Genomic DNA, 21,433 nt, shown 5'->3' on the forward strand with positions numbered 1-21,433 from the left:
CGCCCTCCTCGAAAGACCTCACCATGAACGCCCGCTCCAACGCCATCTCGCCGATCGAAACCCAGCTGCGTGACATCCTCGCGCGCCGTATCATGATCCTGGATGGCGCGATGGGCACGATCATCCAGCAGTACAAGCTCGATGAAGCGGCGTACCGCGGCGAGCGGTTTGCGACCTTTGCCGCGCCCGAAGGCAGCGGTGCGCGCGAACTGTTCGTCAAGGGTAACAACGAGCTGCTGACGCTGACGCAGCCGCAGATCATCCAGGAAATCCACGAGCGCTATCTGGCCGCCGGCGCCGACCTGCTCGAGACAAACACGTTCGGGGCCACCGGCGTGGCGCAGGACGACTATCACATGGCCCACCTGGCCTACGAGATGAACGTGCAGGCCGCCAAACTGGCGCGCGCCGCCTGCGACAAGTACTCGACGCCGGACAAGCCGCGCTTTGTCGCCGGCGCGCTCGGCCCGACGCCCAAGACCGCGTCGATTTCGCCCGACGTGAACGACCCGGCGGCGCGCAACGTGACGTTCGACCAGCTGGTCGCGTCGTACCATGAGCAGGTGCGCGGCCTGGTCGACGGTGGCGCCGACGTGCTGCTGGTCGAGACGATCTTCGACACGCTCAACTGCAAGGCGGCGCTGTTTGCCATCGACCTGTACTTCGACGAACACCCGGACGTGCCGCGCCTGCCGCTGATGATCTCGGGCACCGTGACCGATGCCTCGGGCCGCATCCTGTCGGGCCAGACCGTGCCGGCGTTCTGGAATTCGGTGCGCCATGCCAAGCCGCTGACGATTGGCCTCAATTGCGCACTGGGCGCCGCGCTGATGCGCCCGTACGCGCAAGAGCTGTCGAACATCGCGGACACGTTCGTCTGCATCTATCCGAATGCCGGCCTGCCCAACCCGATGAGCGACACGGGCTTTGACGAGCTGCCAGCAGACACGTCGGCGTTGCTGCGCGAATTCGCCGACGCGGGCTTCATCAATATCGCCGGTGGCTGCTGCGGCACGACGCCGGAGCACATCAACGCGATCGCGACCATCCTCGAGCAGCACGCGCCACGCGTGATTCCCGAAATCCCGGTGGCGATGCGCCTGTCGGGTCTGGAGCCGTTCACGATCGACGAGTCGTCGCTGTTCGTCAACGTCGGCGAGCGCACCAATGTGACGGGCTCGAAAGCGTTTGCGCGCATGATCCTCAACGAGCAGTTCGACGAGGCGCTGTCGGTCGCGCGCCAGCAGGTCGAGAACGGCGCCCAGGTCATCGACATCAATATGGACGAAGCGATGCTCGACTCGCAGGCGGCCATGACGCGCTTTTTGAACCTGATCGCATCGGAACCCGATATCTCGCGCGTGCCGGTGATGATCGACTCGTCGAAGTGGTCGGTGATCGAGGCGGGCCTGAAGTGCGTGCAGGGCAAGGCGATCGTCAACTCGATCTCGATGAAGGAAGGCGAAGAAGAATTCATTCGCCAGGCAGTTCTGTGCCGCCGCTACGGCGCGGCCGTGATCGTGATGGCGTTCGACGAGCAGGGCCAGGCCGACACGTTCGCGCGCAAGACCGAGATCTGCGCGCGCGCCTATAAAGTGCTGACCGAGCAGGTGGGCTTCCCGCCCGAAGACATCATCTTCGATCCAAACATTTTCGCGATCGCGACCGGCATCGAAGAACACGACAACTACGCGAACGACTTCATTCAGGCGTGCCAGTGGATCCGCGACAACCTGCCCTACGCGAAGATCTCGGGCGGCGTGTCGAACGTGTCATTCAGCTTCCGCGGCAACGATCCGGCGCGCGAAGCGATCCACACCGTGTTCCTGTACCACGCGATCAAGGCGGGCCTGACGATGGGCATCGTCAACGCCGGCATGGTCGGCGTCTACGACAACCTGGCGCCCGAACTGCGCGAGCGCGTCGAGGACGTCGTGCTCAATCGCCGCAAGGACGCCACCGAGCGCATGATCGAGATCGCTGGCACCCTGAAGGCCGGCGGCAACAAGCAGGAACAGAATCTCGAGTGGCGTGAAGCGACGGTGGAGAAGCGCCTGGCGCACGCGCTGGTGCATGGCATCACGCAGTGGATCGTCGAGGACACCGAGGAAATGCGCCAGCAGGTGCTGGCCGCGAACGGCCGCCCGATCCACGTGATCGAAGGCCCGCTGATGGATGGCATGAACATCGTCGGCGACCTGTTCGGCCAGGGCAAGATGTTCCTGCCGCAGGTGGTCAAGTCGGCGCGCGTGATGAAGCAGGCCGTGGCGCACCTGGTGCCGTTCATCGAAGAAGAAAAGGCGCTTGAAGAAGCGCGCACTGGCATCGTCTCCAAGCCGAAGGGCAAGATGGTGATCGCCACCGTCAAGGGCGACGTGCACGACATCGGCAAGAACATCGTCTCGGTCGTCATGCAGTGCAATAACTTCGAGATCGTCAACATGGGCGTGATGGTGCCGTGCGCTGACATCCTCGCGCGTGCCAAAGAAGAAAACGCGGACATGGTGGGCCTGTCGGGCCTGATCACACCATCGTTAGAGGAGATGGCGCACGTGGCGCGCGAAATGCAGCGCGATCCGTACTTCCGCGACCGCAAGATGCCGCTCCTGATCGGCGGCGCAACCACCAGCCGAGCGCACACGGCCGTGAAGATCGCGCCGTTCTACGACGGCCCGGTGGTGTACGTGCCGGATGCATCGCGCTCGGTGTCGGTCGGCCAGTCGCTGGTCACGGACGACACGCGTGACGCCTACATCATCGAACTGGCCCAGGACTACGAACGCATCCGCATCCAGCACGCCAGCAAGAAGGCGCTGCCGATGCTCACGCTCGAGCAGGCCCGTGCCAACAAGGCGCGCCTTGATTTCGCGCCAGTGAAGCCGAAGTTCATTGGCCGGCGCATCTTCAAGAACGTCGACCTGGGCATGATCGCGCGTTACATCGACTGGGGTCCGTTCTTCCAGACCTGGGACCTGGCCGGCCCGTTCCCCGCCATCCTGACCGACCCGGTGGTGGGTGACGCAGCAAGCAAGGTGTTTGCCGAAGGCCAGGCGATGCTCAAGCGGATCATCGAAGGCCGCTGGCTGTCGGCCAACGGCGTCATCGCGCTGCTGCCGGCGAACACGGTGCATGACGACGACATCGAAATCTACACGGACGAATCGCGCTCCCAAGTGGCGCTGACCTGGTACGGCCTGCGCCAGCAGGGCGTGAAACCCATGGTGAATGGCGAGCAGCGCCCGAACCAGTGCATCGCCGACTTCATCGCGCCGAAAGACAGCGGCATTGCCGACTACATCGGCATGTTCGCCGTGACGGCCGGCCTGGGCATCGAAAAGCACGAGCAGCGTTTCGAAGCGGCGCACGACGACTACTCGTCGATCATGCTCAAGTCGCTGGCCGACCGCCTGGCCGAAGCGTTCGCCGAATACCTGCACGAACGCGTGCGCACCGACCTGTGGGGTTACGCCGTCGGCGAAGACCTGAGCAACGAAGCGCTGATCGCCGAAAAATACCTCGGCATCCGCCCCGCCCCCGGCTACCCGGCCTGCCCGGAGCACACGGTCAAGGCCGACATGTTCGCCACGCTGCAAGCCGAAGAAATCGGCATGCAACTGACCGAGTCCTACGCCATGTACCCCGGCGCCGCCGTCTCCGGCTTCTACCTGGCCCACCCCGACTCGAAGTACTTCGTCGTCGGCAAAATCGGCAACGACCAGGTCGACGACATGGCCACCCGCCGCAACATGGACAAACAAGAAGTCGAACGCCACCTGGCCCCCAACCTCTCCTGACCCAATTAGGGTCAGAGTAGAATTAATCAGTAATTTTTCCGAAAATCACGCTTTTTAATGAGGGTCAGAGTCGAATTATTGAGCAGTTGCTCTCGCCAATAACGGGCTCTGCCATTCGGCGCCTTGCGGATAGGAAAAGTTGTCAAACAATTCGACTCTGACCCTCATTGTTGGGTAATTGCTTTCTGTGGCGGGAATGCGAAACGGGCCGGCAGGTTATCCTGACGGCCCGTTTGGGTGAATTCGCTGGCGGGGTCAGATCGCGTAGCGTACGACCTTGTCGCTCCACTCGAATGCGGCTACTTCGAGCTCGGCCAGGTCGTCGCCGTCGAAGGCCAGTGACTTCAGGCCTGCGAGCATGTCGTCCTGCTCGTCGTCCATGCGCTCGATCGATTCAGCCAGCTTGAGCAGCTCGCCAAAGAAGCCCGTGCGGTTCAGGAGCGCGGTGCGCACTTCGTCGATCACGGGAATCTGTTCGACGATGTCGCGCATTGGAATGCAGAACAGCGTGTCCATCAGCGACATCATGCCGACCGTGAATGCGATGTCGGCGACGTTGCGCTGCGCCGGGCGCATGCGTTGGGCCAGCAGCTCCATCAGGCGCGCGCGGGTCGTGGCCAGCATCAGGAGCGGACTCTGGCTGTGGCCGCGCACGTCGGGCTCGGCAAACAGCAGGATCTGCAGCCAGCGCTGCAACTGGCGCCGACCCAGCAGGTTCAAGGCCTGGCTGATCGATTCGATGCGGCGCCCTGCCCCCACTGCCGGCGTGTTCACCAGGCGCAGCAGGTTCAGGCCGATCGTCACTTCACGTTTGACCACCTGCTCGATCTCGGCATTGTCGGCGTCCGACGTGATCAGGTTCATCAGGTCGAGCACCGTCGTCTGTGACGGCGACAGCTTGCGCCCTGCGATCACCGAGGGCTTGGCAAAGTAATAGCCTTGGAAATAGTCGAAGCCGACGTCCAGGCAAGTCCGGTATTCAGTGAGGTTCTCGACCTTCGCCGCCACCAGCCGCTTGCCGGTGTTGCGCAGGCGCGGTGCGAGCGACAGCATCGTCACGAGCGGCAGCGCGCGCAGGTCCATCTTGACGAAGTCGATCACCGGCAAGAAACGCGACAGCGCCGGGCCATGGGCCGACGCTTCGGCAGCAAAGCGAAAGCCGTGCGACGCCAGATGCGTCATGCGCTCGATGACGTCGACATCGGGCTCGACCGAGCTGACGATGTCCAGCACCGTGCGCTCTCGCGGCATGAACGCAAACATATCGCTCATCAACGCGTCCTTGTCGACATTGATGAACGCCGTCGCATCGCCAATCGCACGTGGCAGGCCGAGCTGGGACGCATGGTGGATGACGCTGGCGCTGGCCGACAACCCGGACTCGAACTCCGCCGGCCCCTGGGCACTGCCGCGGAACAGCAATTCGTAGCCATACAGTGCCTGGTTACGGTCCAGCACCGGCTGGCGCGCTAAGAAGAAATTGCGCATGCGCAGTGGCTGGGATGCCTCGTCGAGGCGGGCTGTATCGGTCATATCATTCTCAATATCGCGGCAACCGATCTACTTTACCGCATCCCAATGGCAGTTGGGTTTCCTAGCATAAATTTTTTGTGAGAATGTTGGGGAACGATCAACCCGCTGACATGGTCGCTACATCCTGCGGCAAGCCATCGACGAACACCTTGAGTTCACCCGGCGCGAAATGGGTCCATGCCTCGTTCGTCGTCAGCGGTTCAGTCACGATGATCGCGACCCGGTCATCGGGCGTCGTCACCTGCGAAAAGTCGACCGACAGGTCTTCGTCCGACAGGCAGGCCGTCACGAACGGGTGCTTGCGCACAACGTAGCATAGCTTGGTGGAGCAATGCGTGTACAGCGCCGTCCCATCGGACAGCATCATGTTGAAGGTGCCATGGGCGGCGATGCCGGGAATGATGCGTTCGAGTGCGCCAGCGAGCGCCGCGCGCGTGGGCGCCGTATCGCCGAACTCGCGGCGCAGGCTTTGCAGCAGGAAGCAGAAGGCGAGCTCGCTGTCGGTCGTGCCGACTGGCCGGAACGCGCCATCGAGCACAGGCGCGAATGCCTTGAGGTCGCCATTGTGGGCAAACACCCAATAGCGACCCCACAATTCACGCACGAACGGATGACAGTTTTCCAGCGCCACCTGGCCGACGGTGGCCTTGCGGATATGGGCAATGACGTTGGTGGACTTGATCGGGTAACGCTTGATCAGCTCGGCGATTGGCGAAGCAATCGCTGCCTGGTGATCGACGAAGTGGCGTACGCCCGTCCCTTCGAAGAACGCGATCCCCCAGCCATCATGGTGGGTATCGGTGCGGCCGCCGCGATGGGCGAAGCCGGTAAAAGAAAAGACAATGTCAGTGGGGACATTGCAGTTCATTCCGAGTAACTGGCACATGGGTACAGCTTCGTAAGCTACTGAAATGAGAGCGCCATCACCTTGGCTGGCAATGGCGCGGCAGGTACTTCGACACCGGCTTAATGCAGCACCACCGGTTGGCTCATCAAGGTATCGTACTCGCCCAGGAACTCGTCGATTTCTTCCATCGTCGGTTCGCTGGCGATCAGGTTGTTGACATCGCGTCGGAACGATTGCGCGAGTCGGCCGCCGATGAACGCTTCGCGCCGGCCGGCCTTGTCGACGATCTCGAAGCCACCAAAGCGCAGTGCTTCGAGTTCACGGTCGACGCCGAATTCGACGACGCTGTACTGTTCACTGTTATAGATCATGTTCATGTTGACTCCTTCGATCAGAAAGTTGGTGCCAACCTGCCGGATGGCGGCGAATGGCAGGCTGTTCACTTCGATAAAGAGGTGGGGCTGGCCAGCTGGATTTCAAGTGAGCGCCCCCGTAAAACTCAGGCGTGCACGGTCGGTTCCAAGGCCAACAGCTGATCGTATGGCGGTGCTGCAAGCCACGATCGCAACTGATCAAGGTGTTCGCTGCTCGCCAGACCGATGAACAGGCGCCGAGGGCGTTGGCGCAGCAGACGATTCAATGTTACACGCAAAACCAGATTGCCGTCGCAGCACAGGCAGCCCGGGGCGATGCGCTTGACGTGCAGGCCGGGACCGGTTTCGAGCGGCGTGGCCGCCACGCCCAGGCCTTCGAGGATGACGGCGTCGAACGGGATGGCGGGCACCGGCAGGCGGCTTGCGGGAGAGGTCGCTCCGCCAGCAGCGAGGCTGCTGACGGACGCAGGAGATGAAAACGCTGCATCGAATGGCGTGGCCAACAGCGCCGCAATAGCCGCTTCGCGCGCCGCCGCCGTCGAACCGGTAACGAGACTGGTGGCCGCGCGGGCCATCAGCCCCCTTTCTTGGCCAGCTTGCCCGGCTCGACGCCCAGCTGCTTGAGCTTGCGGTACAAGTGGGTGCGCTCCAGGCCCGTCTTTTCGGCCACGCGCGTCATGCTGCCGCCTTCACGGCCCAGGTGGTGCTCGAAGTACATGCGCTCGAACGCATCGCGTGCTTCGCGCAGCGGCAGGTCGAACGACAGCGTGTAGCCGGTGCCCTCGCCCTGCGACATCGCATGCACCATGCGCGCGCCGTTGCCAAGGGCCGCGCCGGCGCCCGGCTGCGTATTGGCCGACGCGAACATCGGCGCCGATGGCGAGGTCGATGCGGATGCCGCGCCACCGCCGTCAAGCGCCATGCTCGGCACGCTCGGTGCGATCGGCCGCGGTGGCGCCATCGGCGCACGCGCGACTTCCTGCGCGCGGCTCAGGCCCTGCTGCACGGCCTTGAGCAGCTTTTGCAGTGCGATCGGTTTCTCGAGGAAGTTCAGCGCACCGATGCGCGTCGCTTCGACTGCGGTGTCGATGGTCGCGTGACCCGACATCATGATGACCGGCATGGTCAACAGGCCGTCGCGCTGCCATTCCTTGAGCAGCGTGACGCCATCGGTGTCAGGCATCCAGATATCGAGCAGCACGAGATCCGGGGCGCCGGCCGCGCGCGCCTCACGCGCTTGCTGCGCGTTTTCGGCCAGGGTGATGGCATGACCTTCGTCACCGAGAATCTCGGAGAGCAGCTCCCGGATTCCCATTTCATCGTCAACTACCAGTATGTTCGCCATCTCTTCTACCTTCCTGATCTTCTACCCGACGTGTGTGCAATTTTATAAGTTTTTTGCACTGAAGGGGAGTTCGAAAAACCATTACGAGCGGAGCCACGATCGGCCGGAAAAACGCACTGTACTGACAAACGCGGCGCAGTGTACTGCCGCGCGGTGCGATTGGCAGGGCAACACGCAGCCGCTTGTTCAGTTGTCCTTAAGCCAAGCTTGCTTCGGGAGCTAACTTTAACAGTAAAATCGACACTGCTGCGCCAGTTCCATCGCTGCGGTTTCCGACATCGATCCGGCCACCGTGTTCATCGATGATTTTCTTGACCATCGGAAGGCCAAGCCCCGTGCCGCGCGCCTTGGTCGTCACGTATGGCTCGAACGCGCGCGCCAGGATGCGGGGCGCGAAACCGGGCCCGTTGTCGACGATCGCCAGGCGCACCGCAGTGCCGGCCAGGCCGCCGGCGCCCGTGTACTGGATCGCCTCGGTCGTGATGTCCACGCGTGGCGCCGGTGCGTCCGGCCCGCGCTCGACCAGCGCATCCTGCGCGTTCTGGACCAGGTTGTGAATCACCTGACGCAGCTGGGTCGCGTCGCCCATCACGCGCGGCAGGTCCGGCGCGAGGTTCGCATGAATGATGTCGCTGCCGTCGTCGGCCAGGTACAGGCTGAGGATTTCGGCGATCAGTCCATTCAGGTCGAGCTGGTCGAGCATCGCCGGCGGCGTGCGTGCATAGTCGCGGAAGTCGTCGACCATGCGCTTCATTGCATCGACCTGGTTGACGATCGTGGTCGTGCCACGCTGGAGCAGGTCGGCCTGCGCTTGCGGCAGGTGTTCGGCCAGCTTCATCTGCATGCGCTCGGCCGCCAGCTGGATCGGCGTGAGCGGGTTCTTGATTTCGTGCGCCAGGCGGCGCGCCACCTCGCCCCAGGCCACCGAGCGCTGGGCCGTGATCACGTCCGAGATATCGTCGAACACGACGATGAAGCCGCTGTCGGCGCCCACCGGCAGGCGCGAGCCGCGCGCCAGCAGCACGATGTCGTGCTCCTGTTCGTCGGCCGCGCCGGTCTTGCGCTGGGCGTCGCGCGGGATCTCGATCTGCTGCTGCCAGTGCGCGCGCTTGCGGCGCTCGGCCGCCACGTGGGCGCTTTGCGCCGAGAACGAGCGCGTGACCGTGTTCGAAAAATGCTCAAGGCCGGGGATGCGGTTCAGCGGCCCGGCCATCGCGCCCGGCTCCACCTGCAGGATGCGGTACGCCGCGTCGTTCGAATTGACCACCACGCCTTCGGCATCGAGCACGATCACGCCGGCCGACATGTTTGCCAGCACCGATTCCAGGTGAGCCTTGGCGCTTTGCAGCGCGGCGCGGTTGCGCTCCACGGCGCTCCTGGCCTCGAACAGCTGGCCCGTCATCGCATTGAAGGATCTGGTCAAGGTGCCCAGTTCATCGTTGGTCTCGACGATCGGGCGCGGCGACAGGTCGCCCTCGGCCACCGCCTGCGTGCCTTCGGCCAGCACCAGCAGTGGCTGCGCCAGATTGCCGGCGATGAGGAAGGCACTGCCGATCGCCCCGAAGATCGCCAGCAGCAGCGTCAGGGTCAGGGTCACGATGTACATCTTGCGCAGGCCCGTGCGCGCTTCGAGGCGCAGCCGGTATTCGGTGGAGGCCGAGCGCAGCACCTCGGCGTTCGACGCCAGGCCGACCGGGACTGCCTGCAGCAGTTGCAGGTAGCGCTGCTGCACGCCGGGCGGTTCGGGCACGGCCATCACCACGCGCAGACGCAGGCCGGTCACGGCGTCAAGCGCATTCGAGGCGCCGTCTGTGGCCTCGTCGCCCGCATCGGCTGGGCCGACACCGCCCTCGGCCTGGGCATACCCGCCCGGCATCCCGGCGCTGCGCAGCATGCGTTCATTGGGTGCGTCGGCCGCCAGATTGGCGCCGCGGTCTTCGGTAGCAGCCGACAGCACGGCGCCGTTGGCGTCGACCAGCATCACGCTTTGCAGACCGCTGGTGTCATGCAGCAGGCGCGCCAGCACGGGTTGCGCGGTCATGTCGCTCTGCCCTGCCAGCGTGGCGGCAGCGGTCTGCGCGGTGGCGCCCAGTTCGGACAGCGATTCGTCGAGCGCGGCGCGGCCCAGGTTCAGGCCCGATTCGATGGCCGATTCGATCTTGACGTCGAACCACGAGTCAATCGAGTGCGACACGAACTGCACCGACACGATGAAGATCACGAGACCAGGCAGGATGCCGATGCCGGCAAACAGCAGCACCAGCCGGGCCATCAGGCGCGAGCCGAACTTGCCGGCCTTGTAGCGGGAATACAGGCGCCCCAGCGCCACGACCACGACGATCAGAAGCAGGAACGCCATCGCAGCGGTCAGACCCAGGAGCCAGCTGTAGTAGCGGCCGAAGAAGCCGGAATTGTCGGATGCGCCAGCCAGCAGGAACAGCAGGATCGAGACGATGGCGCCGCCAACGATCAGCGCGTAGCGCACCCCACCGCTGATCACTTCACTCCGCACGGTAGGTGAACGTCTTGCGGCTGGAGGTCAGGCGCCAGTCCGAGTCGTTGAAGGCATTGACCTGCAACGGCTTTTGCAGGTACTCGCGGTCCATGAACATGCGCAGCGAAACTTCATAGACTTCGCCGGTCTTGAGCGCGCCCTTGGGCGCGATCAGCCAGCGCGTCGGGCGCCGGATCATGAACATCGCGTCTTCAAAGGTCTGGAAGCGCTCCTGGAACGAGCCCACCACGACCACGTAATACTGGCGCGTGAGCACGTCGTACGAAATGCGGATGGTGCGTTTTAATGAGACGGCCTTTTCGTCGCGCCAGTACCAGCGCGGGCGCGTGAGTTCGATCTCGGTCGTGAAGTGCAGCTGGACCCCATGCTGGATCGCGTCCTTCAGGCCGTGATTCAGCTCGAAGTTGTAGGCCGTGTTGAGGCGGTAGCCATCGTCGCTTGCTTCGATGGTTGCGCGGGTGATTTCGATGTCGTCGGCCGCCTGCGCCGGCGTGCCCATGGCAACGCACGCGATCGCCAGCAGCAACTGACAGGCGAGAAGGCGGAAAAATCGTAACGTCACGGGGGAGCCGGGGCCTTAAATAATGCGCGTAGTGAAAAGAACTTCACGCCGCTTTCTTCTGGAACAGGGCGTAGAACAAACCGTCATGATCCTGTCCGGCGCCACCGACGGGCAGCAGTTGGCCCGGCGCATCGAGGCGGACCGCGTCGTGGCGGGCCGCGAAGGCAGCCGCCTGCGCCTCCGATTCCTGGGGCCAGAGCGAACATGTCACGAATAGCAATTTACCATTCGGCAGCAGCATCTGCCAAAGGTTGTCGAGTATTTTGGCGGAAAGTGTTGCAAGTTGGGATGTATCCGACTTGCGGCGCAACCAGCGGATATCCGGGTGACGGCGCACGATGCCCGACGCCGTGCACGGCACGTCGGCCAGGATGCGGTCGAATTGACGGCCATCCCACCAGTCCATTGCGCCGGCATCAGCCGTGACGAGCTGCGCGGCCAGGCCCAGGCGGCCGAGGTTGTCGCCCACGCGACCGAGGCGCAGCGCATCGGTGTCGACGGCCGTGAGTTCGACATCCGCCGTCTCGAGGATATGGCCGCTCTTGCCGCCAGGGGCTGCGCACGCGTCGAGCACGCGCATGCCGTCCTGCAGGTCGAGCAGCGGCGCGGCCAGCTGGGCCCCGGCATCCTGCACCGACACCACGCCTTCGGCAAAGCCGGGAATCTGACTCACATTGATCGCCTGCGCCAGGCGCACCGCGTACGGGCCCACCTGCTCGGCGTCCAGGCCCGCATCCTGCAGCGACTGCAGGTAGGCCGCGACATCCTGCCGGCGGCGGTTCACGCGCAGCGTCAGTGGCGGATGCGCGTTGCCGGCAGCAAGCACGGCTTCCCAGTCACGCGGGTAGGCGGCGCGCGCCGTGTCGATCCACCACTGCGGATAATTCCAGCGCGCCAGCGGCGTGCGCAGCGCTTCGTCGACGAGCGATTCACGCTCGCGCAGGAAGCGGCGCAGCACCGCATTGACCATCGCCTTGGCATGCGCAAAATCGGGATGCGCCGCCGCGCCAGTGACGGCCTGGTCGACCACGGTGAACGCTTCGTACGGCGCCGGGGTGCCCTCGGGCGGGTCGAGCAGCGACAGCGCCGCGCACAGCAGAGCGCCCAGCATCGGCGGCTCGGGCGCCTTGCTCGTCATCAGGCCCAGCAGCGTTTCGCTGCGGCCCAGCTGGCGCATCGTGCGGTAGGCGATGTCCTGGATCGCGCCGCGCGTTTGCGGCGTGACGTCGTAGGCGCCGAACACGATCGACAGCGCCTGCGGCAGCGCCATGCCGCCCTGCACGCGGGCGACGGCGCTGGCTGCGCCCAGCAGCGCCAGCGCCAGCGAGTCGGATTTCAGGTCGGGCTTGTAGTCGCGCTGCGGCGCCACCTTCACTTCATGACTGGCGCGCAGGCGCGGCTCTTCACGCGGCGCGCGCACGACATGGTGCTTCAACTGATAGCCGGACGCCGATGCCGGCTGGGCCGGTGCGCGTTCGCCTTGCGCCTGACTGCCCTGCCCTTGTCCCTGTGCGCGTGGTTGCGCGCGCTCGGCGGCCTGGGCCGGCTTGCGGCCTGCTGCGCCGGCGCCGCGCCGGTCGGACGCCGGCTTGGCCTTGGGTTTCAGGGAGAGCGTTGGACGCTTGTCAGTCATGGCGAATAAAATGTTGCGAAAATGGGCTCCCATTGTAACGGTTATGCCTTTGAAGACGCTTAATATAGTGGCCGATGTGGTTATCCTGATGGTGGGTGCCACACTGGCCACTGGCGCCGCAGCCCGCCAAAGCGGCCCGTCAAGCTAGTATAATGTGCACTGTTTGCCTGACCTCCAGGCGCCGCCTCATTACATTTTCGACCATTCCCATGCTCGCCCAACAAAAACAACAAATCGTTGCCCTGTTCCAGGCCGCCCTCGCGCCGATCGTCGCCGGTACCGATCTCACCCCGAACGTGGTGCTCGAACGGCCGCGCGATCCATCGCATGGCGACATCGCCTGCAATATCGCGATGCAGCTGGCCAAGCCACTCAAGACCAACCCGCGCGAACTGGCCACGCGCCTGGTCGCCGCACTGCTGGCCGAACCTGGCGCGCAGGGGCTGATCGACGCGGCCGACATCGCCGGCCCCGGCTTCATCAACCTGCGCGTGGCCGCCAGCGCCAAGCAATCGGTCGCACGCAGCGTGCTCGAACAGGGCGCGGCATTCGGCAGCGGCGCCAGCGGCGCCGGTCACCACGTGATCATCGAATTCGTCTCGGCCAACCCGACCGGCCCGCTGCACGTCGGCCACGGCCGCCAGGCCGCGCTGGGCGACGCGATGGCCTCGCTGTTCCTGTCGCAGGGCCATGACGTCACGCGCGAGTTCTATTACAACGACGCGGGCGTGCAGATCGCCACGCTGGCCAACTCGGTGCAGGCGCGCGCGCGCGGCTTCAAGCCCGGCGACGCCGAATGGCCCGAATCCGCCTACAACGGCGACTACATCGCCGAAATCGCCGCCGACTTCCTGGCCAAAAAAACCGTCTCGGCCAGCGATGGCGAACCGGCCACCGCCAGCGGCGACGTGAACGATCTCGAATCGATCCGCCGCTTCGCCGTCACCTACCTGCGCAATGAGCAGGACCAGGATCTGCAGGCCTTTGGCGTCAAGTTCGACAACTACTACCTCGAGTCGTCGCTGTACGCCGACGGCAAGGTCGACACCGCCGTCAAGACGCTGGTCGACTCGGGCAAGACCTATGAAGACGGCGGCGCGCTGTGGCTCAAGACCACCGACTACGGCGACGACAAGGACCGCGTGATGCGCAAGTCCGACGGCACTTATACGTACTTCGTGCCGGACGTCGCGTACCACATCCAGAAATTCCGCCGCGGCTTCGACCAGGCGATCAATATCCAGGGCAGTGACCACCACGGCACGATCGCGCGCGTGCGCGCCGGCCTGCAGGCCGTGGACATCGGCATCCCGCAAGGCTATCCCGACTACGTGCTGCACAAGATGGTCACCGTGATGAAGGACGGCGAAGAGGTCAAGATTTCCAAGCGCGCCGGTTCGTACGTCACCGTGCGCGACCTGATCGACTGGTCGGGCGCAGGTGACGTCACGCGTGGCCGCGACGCCGTGCGCTTCTTCCTCATCTCGCGCAAGGCTGACACCGAGTTCGTGTTCGACGTGAACGTCGCGCTCGAAACGAGCGACGAGAACCCGGTGTACTACGTCCAGTACGCCCATGCGCGCATCTGTTCGGCGCTGGCCAACTGGGGCGGCGATGTCGCTTCGCTCGCCGGCGTCGACCTGTCGCCGCTCACTTCGCCGAAGGAATTCGAACTGCTGGCCAAGCTGGCGTCGTACCCTGAAGTGCTCGAGCGCGCCTTGGCCGAACTGGGCCCGCACCAGGTCGCGTTCTACCTGCGCGAACTGGCCGGCGACCTGCACAGCTACTACTTCGCGCACAAGTGGCTGCTGGACGACGACGAGCCGCTCAAGCTGGCCCGCCTCGCGCTGGCCGCGGCCACGCGCCAGGTGCTGCGCAACGGCCTCGCGCTGATCGGCGTGTCGGCGCCGGACAAAATGTAATCACTGCATCCCACTGCCCAACCAGAAAGCGTCATGACCGCCATTCGATCCTTCTCGCCCCTCCGCCAGCGCGGCAGCACCCTGACGGGCATCATCATCGGCCTGATCATCGGGTTGGGCATCGCAGTGGCGGTCGCACTCGTGATCACCAAGGGCGCATCGCCCTTCACTGACCGCTCCAACAAGATGGGGCGCCCGGCCGACCTCGAGCCGAGCCAGGCCAACGATCCGAACAAGCCGCTGTACGGCACCCGCACACCGGTGCGCGAGACGCCCAAGCCGGCGCCAAGTGCACCAGCTGCCGCACCGTCAGTGCCGGCCGCACCTGCCGCGCCAGCTGCAGCGCCCGCAGACGCCGATCCACTGGGCGCCGCGATCGCCGGCATGCAGGCGCCGCGCCGCGCGCCGACGCCGGCGCCATCGCAGGCACCCGTCAACACGGTCGCCGCAGCGCCGGCGGCAGCCGCCGTCACCGACGGCTACATCTATTACCTGCAAGCGGGTGCATTCCGCGAAATGTCGGACGCTGAAAACACCCGCGCCAAGCTGGCCCTGCTGGGCTTCGAGGCCGCGATCACCGACCGCACGACCGACAGCGGCGTGCTGCACCGTGTGCGCGTTGGCCCGTTCACGCAGGTCGAAGCCGTCAACCGCGCACGCGCCAAACTGCTCGACAGCGGCATCGACGTCGCCATCGTGCGCAACCAGCGCTGATCCGGCATGTCGCTGCCGGCGAAGCGCGTCTTCATCACCGGCGCCTCGAGCGGCATCGGCGCCGCGCTGGCGCGCGAATATGCCGCGCGCGGCGCGACGTTGGGCCTGCTCGGCCGGCGGCGCGACGCGCTCGACCAACTGCGTCAATCGCTCCTTGATTCATCGCGCCACCAGGTATATGCAGTCGACGTGCTCGATCGCGCGGCCCTCGCCGCTGCAGCGCAGGATTTCATCGCCGTAAACGGCGGCGCCGACATCGTCATCGCCTGCGCCGGCATCTCGCAGGGCACACTGACCGAACAGGCCGACGACCTGGCCGTGTTCGACGCCGTCTTCGCCACCAATGTGAATGCCACGGTGGCGACGTTCGCGCCGTTCATCGCCCCCATGAAAACCCAGTCAAGCCCATGCCGCCTGGTCGGCATCGGCAGCGTGGCCGGCATTCGCGGCATGCGCGGCGCCGGCGCCTACTGCGCCAGCAAGGCCGCGCTGCACAGCTATTGTGAAGCGCTGCGCGTCGAACTGCGCCCGTCGAACATTCGCGTGGTGACCATCGCGCCCGGCTACATCGATACCCCCATGACCCGCGCCAACCGCTTTCCCATGCCCTTTTTGATGCCCCCCGAACGCTTTGCCACGCGGGCTGTCGCTGCAATCGCACGCGGTGACAGTTACCGCGTGCTGCCGTGGCAGATGGGCGTCGTCGCCAAGCTGCTGCGCCTGATGCCCAACGCCCTCTTTGATCGTCTCTTTGCGCGCGCGCCGACCAAGCCGCGCCGGGAGCAACCATGAACGCCGCCGCCATTGCCGCCCTGTCACGCGCAGGCGTCGCCGTTGAAGTCGTGGCGCAGACCGGGTCGACCAACGCCGACCTGCTCGCGCGCGCCGGCACACTCGCCGCCCCGCTGCTGCTGGTGGCCGAACACCAAAGCGCCGGCCGCGGGCGCGCCGGGCGCAGCTGGCTGTCGTCGCCCGAAGGCTCGCTGACGTTTTCGCTGGCCTGGCGCTTCGACGGCGGGCCACAGGCACTGCTTGGCCTGCCGCTGGCGGTGGGCGTGGCGCTGGCCGACACGCTTGGCACGCTGGGCCAGCAGGTACAGCTGAAGTGGCCGAACGATGTCCTCAAGGATGGCGACAAATTGGCCGGCATCCTGATCGAAACCCAGTCCGCCCCTGGCGGCGGCACCTGGTGCGTGATCGGCATTGGCCTGAACCTGTTGATGCCCGACACAATGGAAGCGCAGCTGGGCCGCAGCGCGGCCGGCATGCCATGGCTGGCGCGCATGGACCGTGACGCGTTGATGGCGGCGCTCCTGGATGGCCTGGCCGACTGCCTGCGCGAATTTACCGCACGCGGGTTTGCCGCCTTCAGCGCGCGCTGGAACCTGCGCCATGCGTGGCAGGGCGAGACCGTCGTTCTGCTTGATGGCGGTGTCGTGCTGCATGAAGGCCGCGCGGCCGGTGTCGACGATAGCGGGCGCTTGCTGCTCGATACGGCCGAAGGCCGCATCACTGTGATGGCCGGCGACGTCTCGCTGCGGGTAAAAGCATGATGCTGCTGATCGATGCCGGCAATACCCGCGTCAAGTGGGCGCTGGCAGACGCCGGCGCGGCGCCTGGCGCCTGGTCGGGCACTGGTGCAGTAACGCATGCCGGGCTGGATGCATTGGCGTCCGACTGGGCCGGCGTCACGCGCGTGCTGGTCTCGAACGTGGCGGGTCCCGCGCTGGCCGCACGCATCGCCGCCCTGCTGCCGGCGCATGCGCAGGTCGAGTGGTTCGCGTCCACGCCGCAGCGCGCAGGCGTCACCAACGGCTACCGCGAGCCGGCGCGGCTCGGGTGCGATCGCTTTGCCGCCGCCATCGGCGCGCGCGCACTGGTGCCCGGCCAAAACCTGATCGTAGCCACCTGCGGCACCGCAACCACGGTCGACGCGGTACGCGCCGACGGCCACTTCATCGGCGGCATGATCCTGCCCGGCCTGGCCTTGATGGCCGCGAGCCTGGCGCGCAACACGGCGCAACTGCCGCAGGTCGATGCCGGCGCACTGCCGCCGCTGTTTGGCGACAACACGCATGATGCGATCCTGTCCGGCCTGCTCTCGGCGCAGGCGGGCGCGATCGAGCGCGCGGTGGCCGGACTGGGTGGCGCCATTTGCATCATCTCGGGCGGCGCCGCACCCCATATCGCGCCGGCCCTCAAGGTTGGGCACCAGGTGGTCGATAACATCGTACTGGTCGGCCTGCATGCAGCAGCCGCCGGCTCGACGGGAGATATGCAGTGCTGAAATTCGTGTTCTGGGCGCTGCTGGGCGCCAATGGGGTATTGCTGGCGTATGGCCAGGGCCTGCTTGGGCAGCCGGCCGATGCGGCGCGCGAGCCGGCGCGCCTGAAGAATCAACTCTCGCCCGAACGCATGCAGCAGCTCACGCCAACGCAAGCCAGGCAGGCGGCGGCGAGCGCCGCATCGGCGCCGCAAGCCGAGGTGGCCGCGCCCCTGCCCGAGCCAGCGCCCGCGCCCGCGCCAGCACTAGTGCCAGTTGCGCGGGATCTGGTCGCCTGCGTGCAGGCCGGCCCGTTCAGCACGGCCGATGCGCGCCGCTTCGAGGCCCGTGTCGCACGGCTTGGCCTGGCGCCGCGCCAGTCGCGCATCGAGATACCGTTCCAGGAAGTGACGAGCCGTCTCGTCTATCTGCCACCGAACGGCGGCCGCGAAGGCGCCCAGCGCCGCGTCGCCGAGTTGAAGGAACGCGGGGTGACCAACTTCTTCATCATGCAAAACGACACGTCGCCACTACGCTATGCGATTTCGCTCGGTGTGTTCAAGTCGGACGGTGCGGCGCAAAAGCTCGTGGCCGACCTGCAGCGCCAGGGCGTGCGCGGCGTGCGCATCTTGCCGCGCGGACCGCAAGTGACGCGCGCCGGCTACCAGTATCGCCAGATCGATGCTGCCGAGCGCGACCGCTTGACTGGCATTGCCGACAACTACAACGGCGTTACCCTCACTCGCTGTAGCTGAATCGTACTGCCGCCCATCGATGGCGCACCTGCGGGTGCGCTTTTTTTCGTCCATCCGTGTTGCGCAGACACTAAAAAGTGTCGAATTTCTTTACACTAAGTTTCTTTAAGAAAATAAGATTGTTTATAATCAATGAGTTGCCTTGCTGGCATGATGATTGCTATATAAAAATTATTGTTTCTTAAATTAAAACTTCGAACTTGCCATGAAAAAACTGATCACCACCGCTTTGCTGACCACCCTGTGCACCATCTCCGCTGCAGCATTGGCTACCCCAATCGCCATGACCGGCGCGTTCGCGTCGAGCGACCTGGCAAATAACAACTACAGCGCCGTGTTCAGTGGCAAATCGTTCCTGCCGACCGACTACACAGTCAACAGCCTGGCGTACTCGTTCTCGTTCCGTGATGATGGAAACGATATGTTCACGACGTCGGCTCCGGTCTCTACCGGCAGCAGCATGACGGGCTGGCGGCCCCATACCGCGGTGAGCTTTGCACGTTATCTGACAAAATACGCGACGGTAGAACGCACGAGCCAGCAGGAAAGCGCTGCGCTGTCGATCGGCGACGTCGTTCTCGGCACGGGCAGCACTGCACTGACCGAATCGAGCAAGACCACGTCCAGCCCACTTCATGCCAAGTATGAAGGCAAGGGTTGCTTCTACCACCACTGCTACGCCTTTTATACGAAGAGCTGGACCGACACCACGACCATCACCCGCGACTACACCGGCGCTTTCACGATCAGCGGCATTATCTCGAACCAGTCGATCATCGACGAACTGCTGCGCAGCGACCAGTTGACGCTGAACCTGAAAGTCGCGGGCGACCTGATTCTGACCAACTCGCAGCTGCTGCTGGATTACACGGAAGTCGTGGCAGCCGCTGAAGTGCCGGAGCCATCGAGCATCCTGCTGGCGCTCGCCGGTCTGGCCGGTCTGGGCGCCGTGCGTCGCCGCAGCAAGCGCGCGGCTGCATAAGACAGTTCGCAAAGAGGCGGCGAGACGTCAGCGCCGCACGACGATCGGCTTCAACCCCAACGAAGCCGGTAGTGCGTCCATCGCCTCGACCGCCTCGGCACGCGTCGGATACGGCCCGCCGTACAGGCGATTGAATGCCCCCACCTTCACCACTTCGAGCCTGCCCACGTCCACGCCGGCGCGGGTGATCTGGCCGCTGATCGCCTCGGCGGTACCAGTGCGGCCATACGCGCCAAGCTGGATGTAATACTCGCCAGTAGCGGCGCGCGCCGCCGCCGCCGCCGGTGTTGCCGGCTCCACCAGGCGCACGACGGCGCCGCTGTCCGACTGCACCCGGTCTTCGAGCATCAGCGCGGCGATGTCGGGCGGCGCCGATTGCGCCTGCGATGTCGCTTCACGCCGCGCGGCGGCAATCTGCGCGGGATTGACGATCGGGTCGCCGGGGAACAGGCGCTCGATCTCGACCTCGTGGCTACCGTTACCGAGCAGGCCCAGTTTCAGCGCGGCCGTGTACGACACATCGATGATGCGCGTGGAATGGAACGGGCCGCGATCGTTGATGCGCACGACCACCGACTGGCCGCTTTCCAGGCTGGTCACGCGCACGTACGACGGAATCGGCAGCGTCGGGTGCGCCCCCGTCATCTTGTACATGTCGTAGAGCTCACCGGAGGCCGTGCGCTGGCCATGGAATTTCTTGCCATACCAGGTGCTGATGCCGCGCTGGGTCAACCGTTCATCGTTGCCCAGTGGCGTGTAGGTCTTGCCCAGCACCGTGTAGGGACGGCTGGTGAACTTGTTGAACGGTTCGGCCACGACGACCGCGTCGGGCGTCTCGAGCAGGCCGTCGGGCGGATTCTCGCCCGGGCCGTCGTCCTTGTAGTAGCCGCCCCGCCCTGAATTGGCGGGCGGCAGCTTGGGCGCGGGGCCGTGCTTGGCGGTGGGCTTGTGCGGCCACGGGAATGGCGACAAGCGCTTGTGTTCACCGGTACTGCTGCACGCCGTGACAAGAAAGGCAACCGCTACGACCGCCGGGATGTTTTTGCGAACGCCCATTGGCAGTCCTCCTGCTAGTTAAGTCTTCACCAGTTTACGGTGTCTTTGAATACTCATCAATATGCCGGCGCCAAGGCCGAGTGTGATAAAGGCAGTGCCGCCATAGCTCATGAAGGGCAGCGGCACCCCGACCACGGGCAGGATGCCCGCCACCATGCCCATGTTGACAAAGGCATAGGTAAAGAAAATCATCGAGATCGACCCGGCCAGCAGGCGCCCGAAGGTATTGGCTGCATTAGCCGCGATCATCAGGCCGCGCCCGATCAGGAGCAGGTACACGAACAGCAGGAACAGGTTGCCGATCAGGCCGAATTCTTCCGAATACACCGAGAACACGAAGTCGGTGGTCCGCTCGGGCACGAATTCCAGGTAACCCTGCGTGCCCTTCATATAGCCTTTGCCGCTCACGCCACCGGAGCCGATCGCAATGATCGACTGGATGATGTGGAAGCCCTTGCCCAGCGGGTCGGAAGTGGGATCGATCAGCGTCATCACCCGCTCGCGCTGGTAGTCGTGCATCATCGACCAGCCCACCGGCAGGCCGGCCAGCCCCAGTACCGACACGGCGGCGATGGCCTTCCACGACAGGCCGGCCAGGAAGATCACGTACAGGCCCGACGATGCCACCAGCAGCGACGTGCCCAGGTCGGGCTGCTTCATGATGAACGCCACCGGGATCATCAGGAGCGCCCCGGCGACCAGGTAATTCTTCCAGCTCGCGACCTGCGCCCGGGTCTGGAAATACCAGGCCAGCATCAGGGGCACGCCGATCTTCATGATCTCGGACGGCTGGATGTCGATCACGCCGATGTGCAGCCAGCGCCGCGCGCCCTTCTTGATCAGGCCAAACATGGCCACTGCAAGCAGCAGCGCCACGCCGATGGTATAGATCGGCACGGCCAGACGCATCAGCGTTTGCGGCGCGATGTTCGCGGCGATCCACATCACGGCAAACGACAGCAGGAAGTTACGGATCTGGTGCTCGACCCGGTCCGGGAAGTCAGCGCCGGCCGACGACATGGTGATCATGCTGATCGTGACCAGGACCGCCAGGATCAGCGTCAGCGGCAAGTCGAACACCGTGAAATAGGGGCGCAGGCGCCGCCGCAGCGAACGCCGTTCTGGGATATGGGCCATG

The 21,433-nt window shown here is 64.9% G+C and carries 18 protein-coding genes; 8 read left to right on the forward strand and 10 right to left on the reverse strand.

Annotation, left to right across the window (positions count from 1 at the left end):
• Nucleotides 1-23 precede the first annotated feature (23 nt).
• Nucleotides 24-3,794 carry a methionine synthase gene (gene metH, locus AC56LW_RS21795; protein WP_499637542.1) on the forward strand — a complete coding sequence of 1,257 codons (3,771 nt, stop codon included), beginning with the start codon at nt 24-26 and terminating at the stop codon, nt 3,792-3,794.
• Nucleotides 3,795-4,049: 255 nt separating this feature from the next.
• On the opposite strand, the gene AC56LW_RS21800 is transcribed toward metH, so the two are convergent.
• From AC56LW_RS21800 to rsmB, 8 genes are all read right to left on the reverse strand, one after another.
• Nucleotides 4,050-5,327: an EAL and HDOD domain-containing protein gene (locus AC56LW_RS21800; protein WP_332532551.1), complete on the reverse strand. Its 1,278-nt coding sequence runs from the start codon at nt 5,325-5,327 to the stop codon at nt 4,050-4,052.
• A 97-nt stretch (nt 5,328-5,424) separates the two neighbouring features.
• Nucleotides 5,425-6,213 carry a class II glutamine amidotransferase gene (locus AC56LW_RS21805; protein ID WP_499637545.1) on the reverse strand — a complete coding sequence of 263 codons (789 nt, stop codon included), beginning with the start codon at nt 6,211-6,213 and terminating at the stop codon, nt 5,425-5,427.
• Nucleotides 6,214-6,293: 80 nt separating this feature from the next.
• Nucleotides 6,294-6,551: a BTH_I0359 family protein gene (locus AC56LW_RS21810; protein ID WP_183556710.1), complete on the reverse strand. Its 258-nt coding sequence runs from the start codon at nt 6,549-6,551 to the stop codon at nt 6,294-6,296.
• A 122-nt stretch (nt 6,552-6,673) separates the two neighbouring features.
• On the reverse strand, nt 6,674-7,123 hold the full coding sequence (locus AC56LW_RS21815; RefSeq protein WP_499637548.1) for a GTPase: 450 nt from the start codon (nt 7,121-7,123) through the stop codon (nt 6,674-6,676).
• Entirely contained in the window at nt 7,123-7,893 is a 771-nt protein-coding gene (locus tag AC56LW_RS21820) for a response regulator (protein ID WP_332532548.1), read from the reverse strand. The genes AC56LW_RS21815 and AC56LW_RS21820 overlap by 1 nt, the downstream gene beginning before the upstream one ends.
• A 196-nt stretch (nt 7,894-8,089) precedes the next feature.
• Nucleotides 8,090-10,405, reverse strand: a complete 2,316-nt coding sequence (locus AC56LW_RS21825; protein ID WP_499637551.1) for a sensor histidine kinase — start codon at nt 10,403-10,405, stop codon at nt 8,090-8,092.
• Nucleotides 10,395-10,970 carry a DUF4390 domain-containing protein gene (locus AC56LW_RS21830; protein ID WP_332532547.1) on the reverse strand — a complete coding sequence of 192 codons (576 nt, stop codon included), beginning with the start codon at nt 10,968-10,970 and terminating at the stop codon, nt 10,395-10,397. The genes AC56LW_RS21825 and AC56LW_RS21830 overlap by 11 nt, the downstream gene beginning before the upstream one ends.
• Before the next feature lie 43 nt (nt 10,971-11,013).
• Nucleotides 11,014-12,603, reverse strand: coding sequence for a 16S rRNA (cytosine(967)-C(5))-methyltransferase RsmB (rsmB, locus tag AC56LW_RS21835; protein ID WP_499637554.1), 1,590 nt, complete (start codon nt 12,601-12,603; stop codon nt 11,014-11,016).
• A 209-nt stretch (nt 12,604-12,812) separates the two neighbouring features.
• On the opposite strand from rsmB, the gene argS reads away from it, so the two are divergent.
• The 7 genes from argS to AC56LW_RS21870 all read left to right on the forward strand — a co-directional run bounded on the left by argS (nt 12,813) and on the right by AC56LW_RS21870 (nt 19,239).
• Nucleotides 12,813-14,525 carry an arginine--tRNA ligase gene (argS, locus tag AC56LW_RS21840; RefSeq protein WP_499637557.1) on the forward strand — a complete coding sequence of 571 codons (1,713 nt, stop codon included), beginning with the start codon at nt 12,813-12,815 and terminating at the stop codon, nt 14,523-14,525.
• A 33-nt stretch (nt 14,526-14,558) separates the two neighbouring features.
• Complete coding sequence (locus AC56LW_RS21845; protein WP_499637560.1) at nt 14,559-15,239, forward strand: SPOR domain-containing protein; 681 nt, start codon at nt 14,559-14,561, stop codon at nt 15,237-15,239.
• A gap of 6 nt (nt 15,240-15,245) precedes the next feature.
• The gene (locus AC56LW_RS21850) at nt 15,246-16,031 is read left to right on the forward strand and encodes an SDR family oxidoreductase (protein ID WP_499637563.1); all 786 of its coding nucleotides are present in this window, start codon (nt 15,246-15,248) and stop codon (nt 16,029-16,031) included.
• Nucleotides 16,028-16,792, forward strand: coding sequence for a biotin--[acetyl-CoA-carboxylase] ligase (locus AC56LW_RS21855; RefSeq protein WP_332532542.1), 765 nt, complete (start codon nt 16,028-16,030; stop codon nt 16,790-16,792). The genes AC56LW_RS21850 and AC56LW_RS21855 overlap by 4 nt, the downstream gene beginning before the upstream one ends.
• The gene (locus tag AC56LW_RS21860; RefSeq protein ID WP_499637566.1) at nt 16,789-17,526 is read left to right on the forward strand and encodes a type III pantothenate kinase; all 738 of its coding nucleotides are present in this window, start codon (nt 16,789-16,791) and stop codon (nt 17,524-17,526) included. The genes AC56LW_RS21855 and AC56LW_RS21860 overlap by 4 nt, the downstream gene beginning before the upstream one ends.
• A complete protein-coding gene (locus AC56LW_RS21865) occupies nt 17,520-18,257 on the forward strand; it encodes an SPOR domain-containing protein (protein WP_499637569.1) in 738 nt (245 codons plus the stop codon). The genes AC56LW_RS21860 and AC56LW_RS21865 overlap by 7 nt, the downstream gene beginning before the upstream one ends.
• 205 nt (nt 18,258-18,462) lie before the next feature.
• Nucleotides 18,463-19,239, forward strand: a complete 777-nt coding sequence (locus AC56LW_RS21870; protein WP_499637572.1) for a PEP-CTERM sorting domain-containing protein — start codon at nt 18,463-18,465, stop codon at nt 19,237-19,239.
• 27 nt (nt 19,240-19,266) lie between these two features.
• Here AC56LW_RS21870 and AC56LW_RS21875 read toward each other — a convergent pair whose 3' ends face one another.
• Nucleotides 19,267-20,295, reverse strand: coding sequence for a septal ring lytic transglycosylase RlpA family protein (locus AC56LW_RS21875; RefSeq protein WP_499637575.1), 1,029 nt, complete (start codon nt 20,293-20,295; stop codon nt 19,267-19,269).
• Between the two features lie 18 nt (nt 20,296-20,313).
• Nucleotides 20,314-21,432, reverse strand: coding sequence for a rod shape-determining protein RodA (rodA, locus tag AC56LW_RS21880; RefSeq protein WP_499637578.1), 1,119 nt, complete (start codon nt 21,430-21,432; stop codon nt 20,314-20,316).
• Nucleotide 21,433 lies beyond the last annotated feature (1 nt).

The sequence above is a fragment of the Telluria sp. LT2P80 genome, from assembly GCF_059685955.1.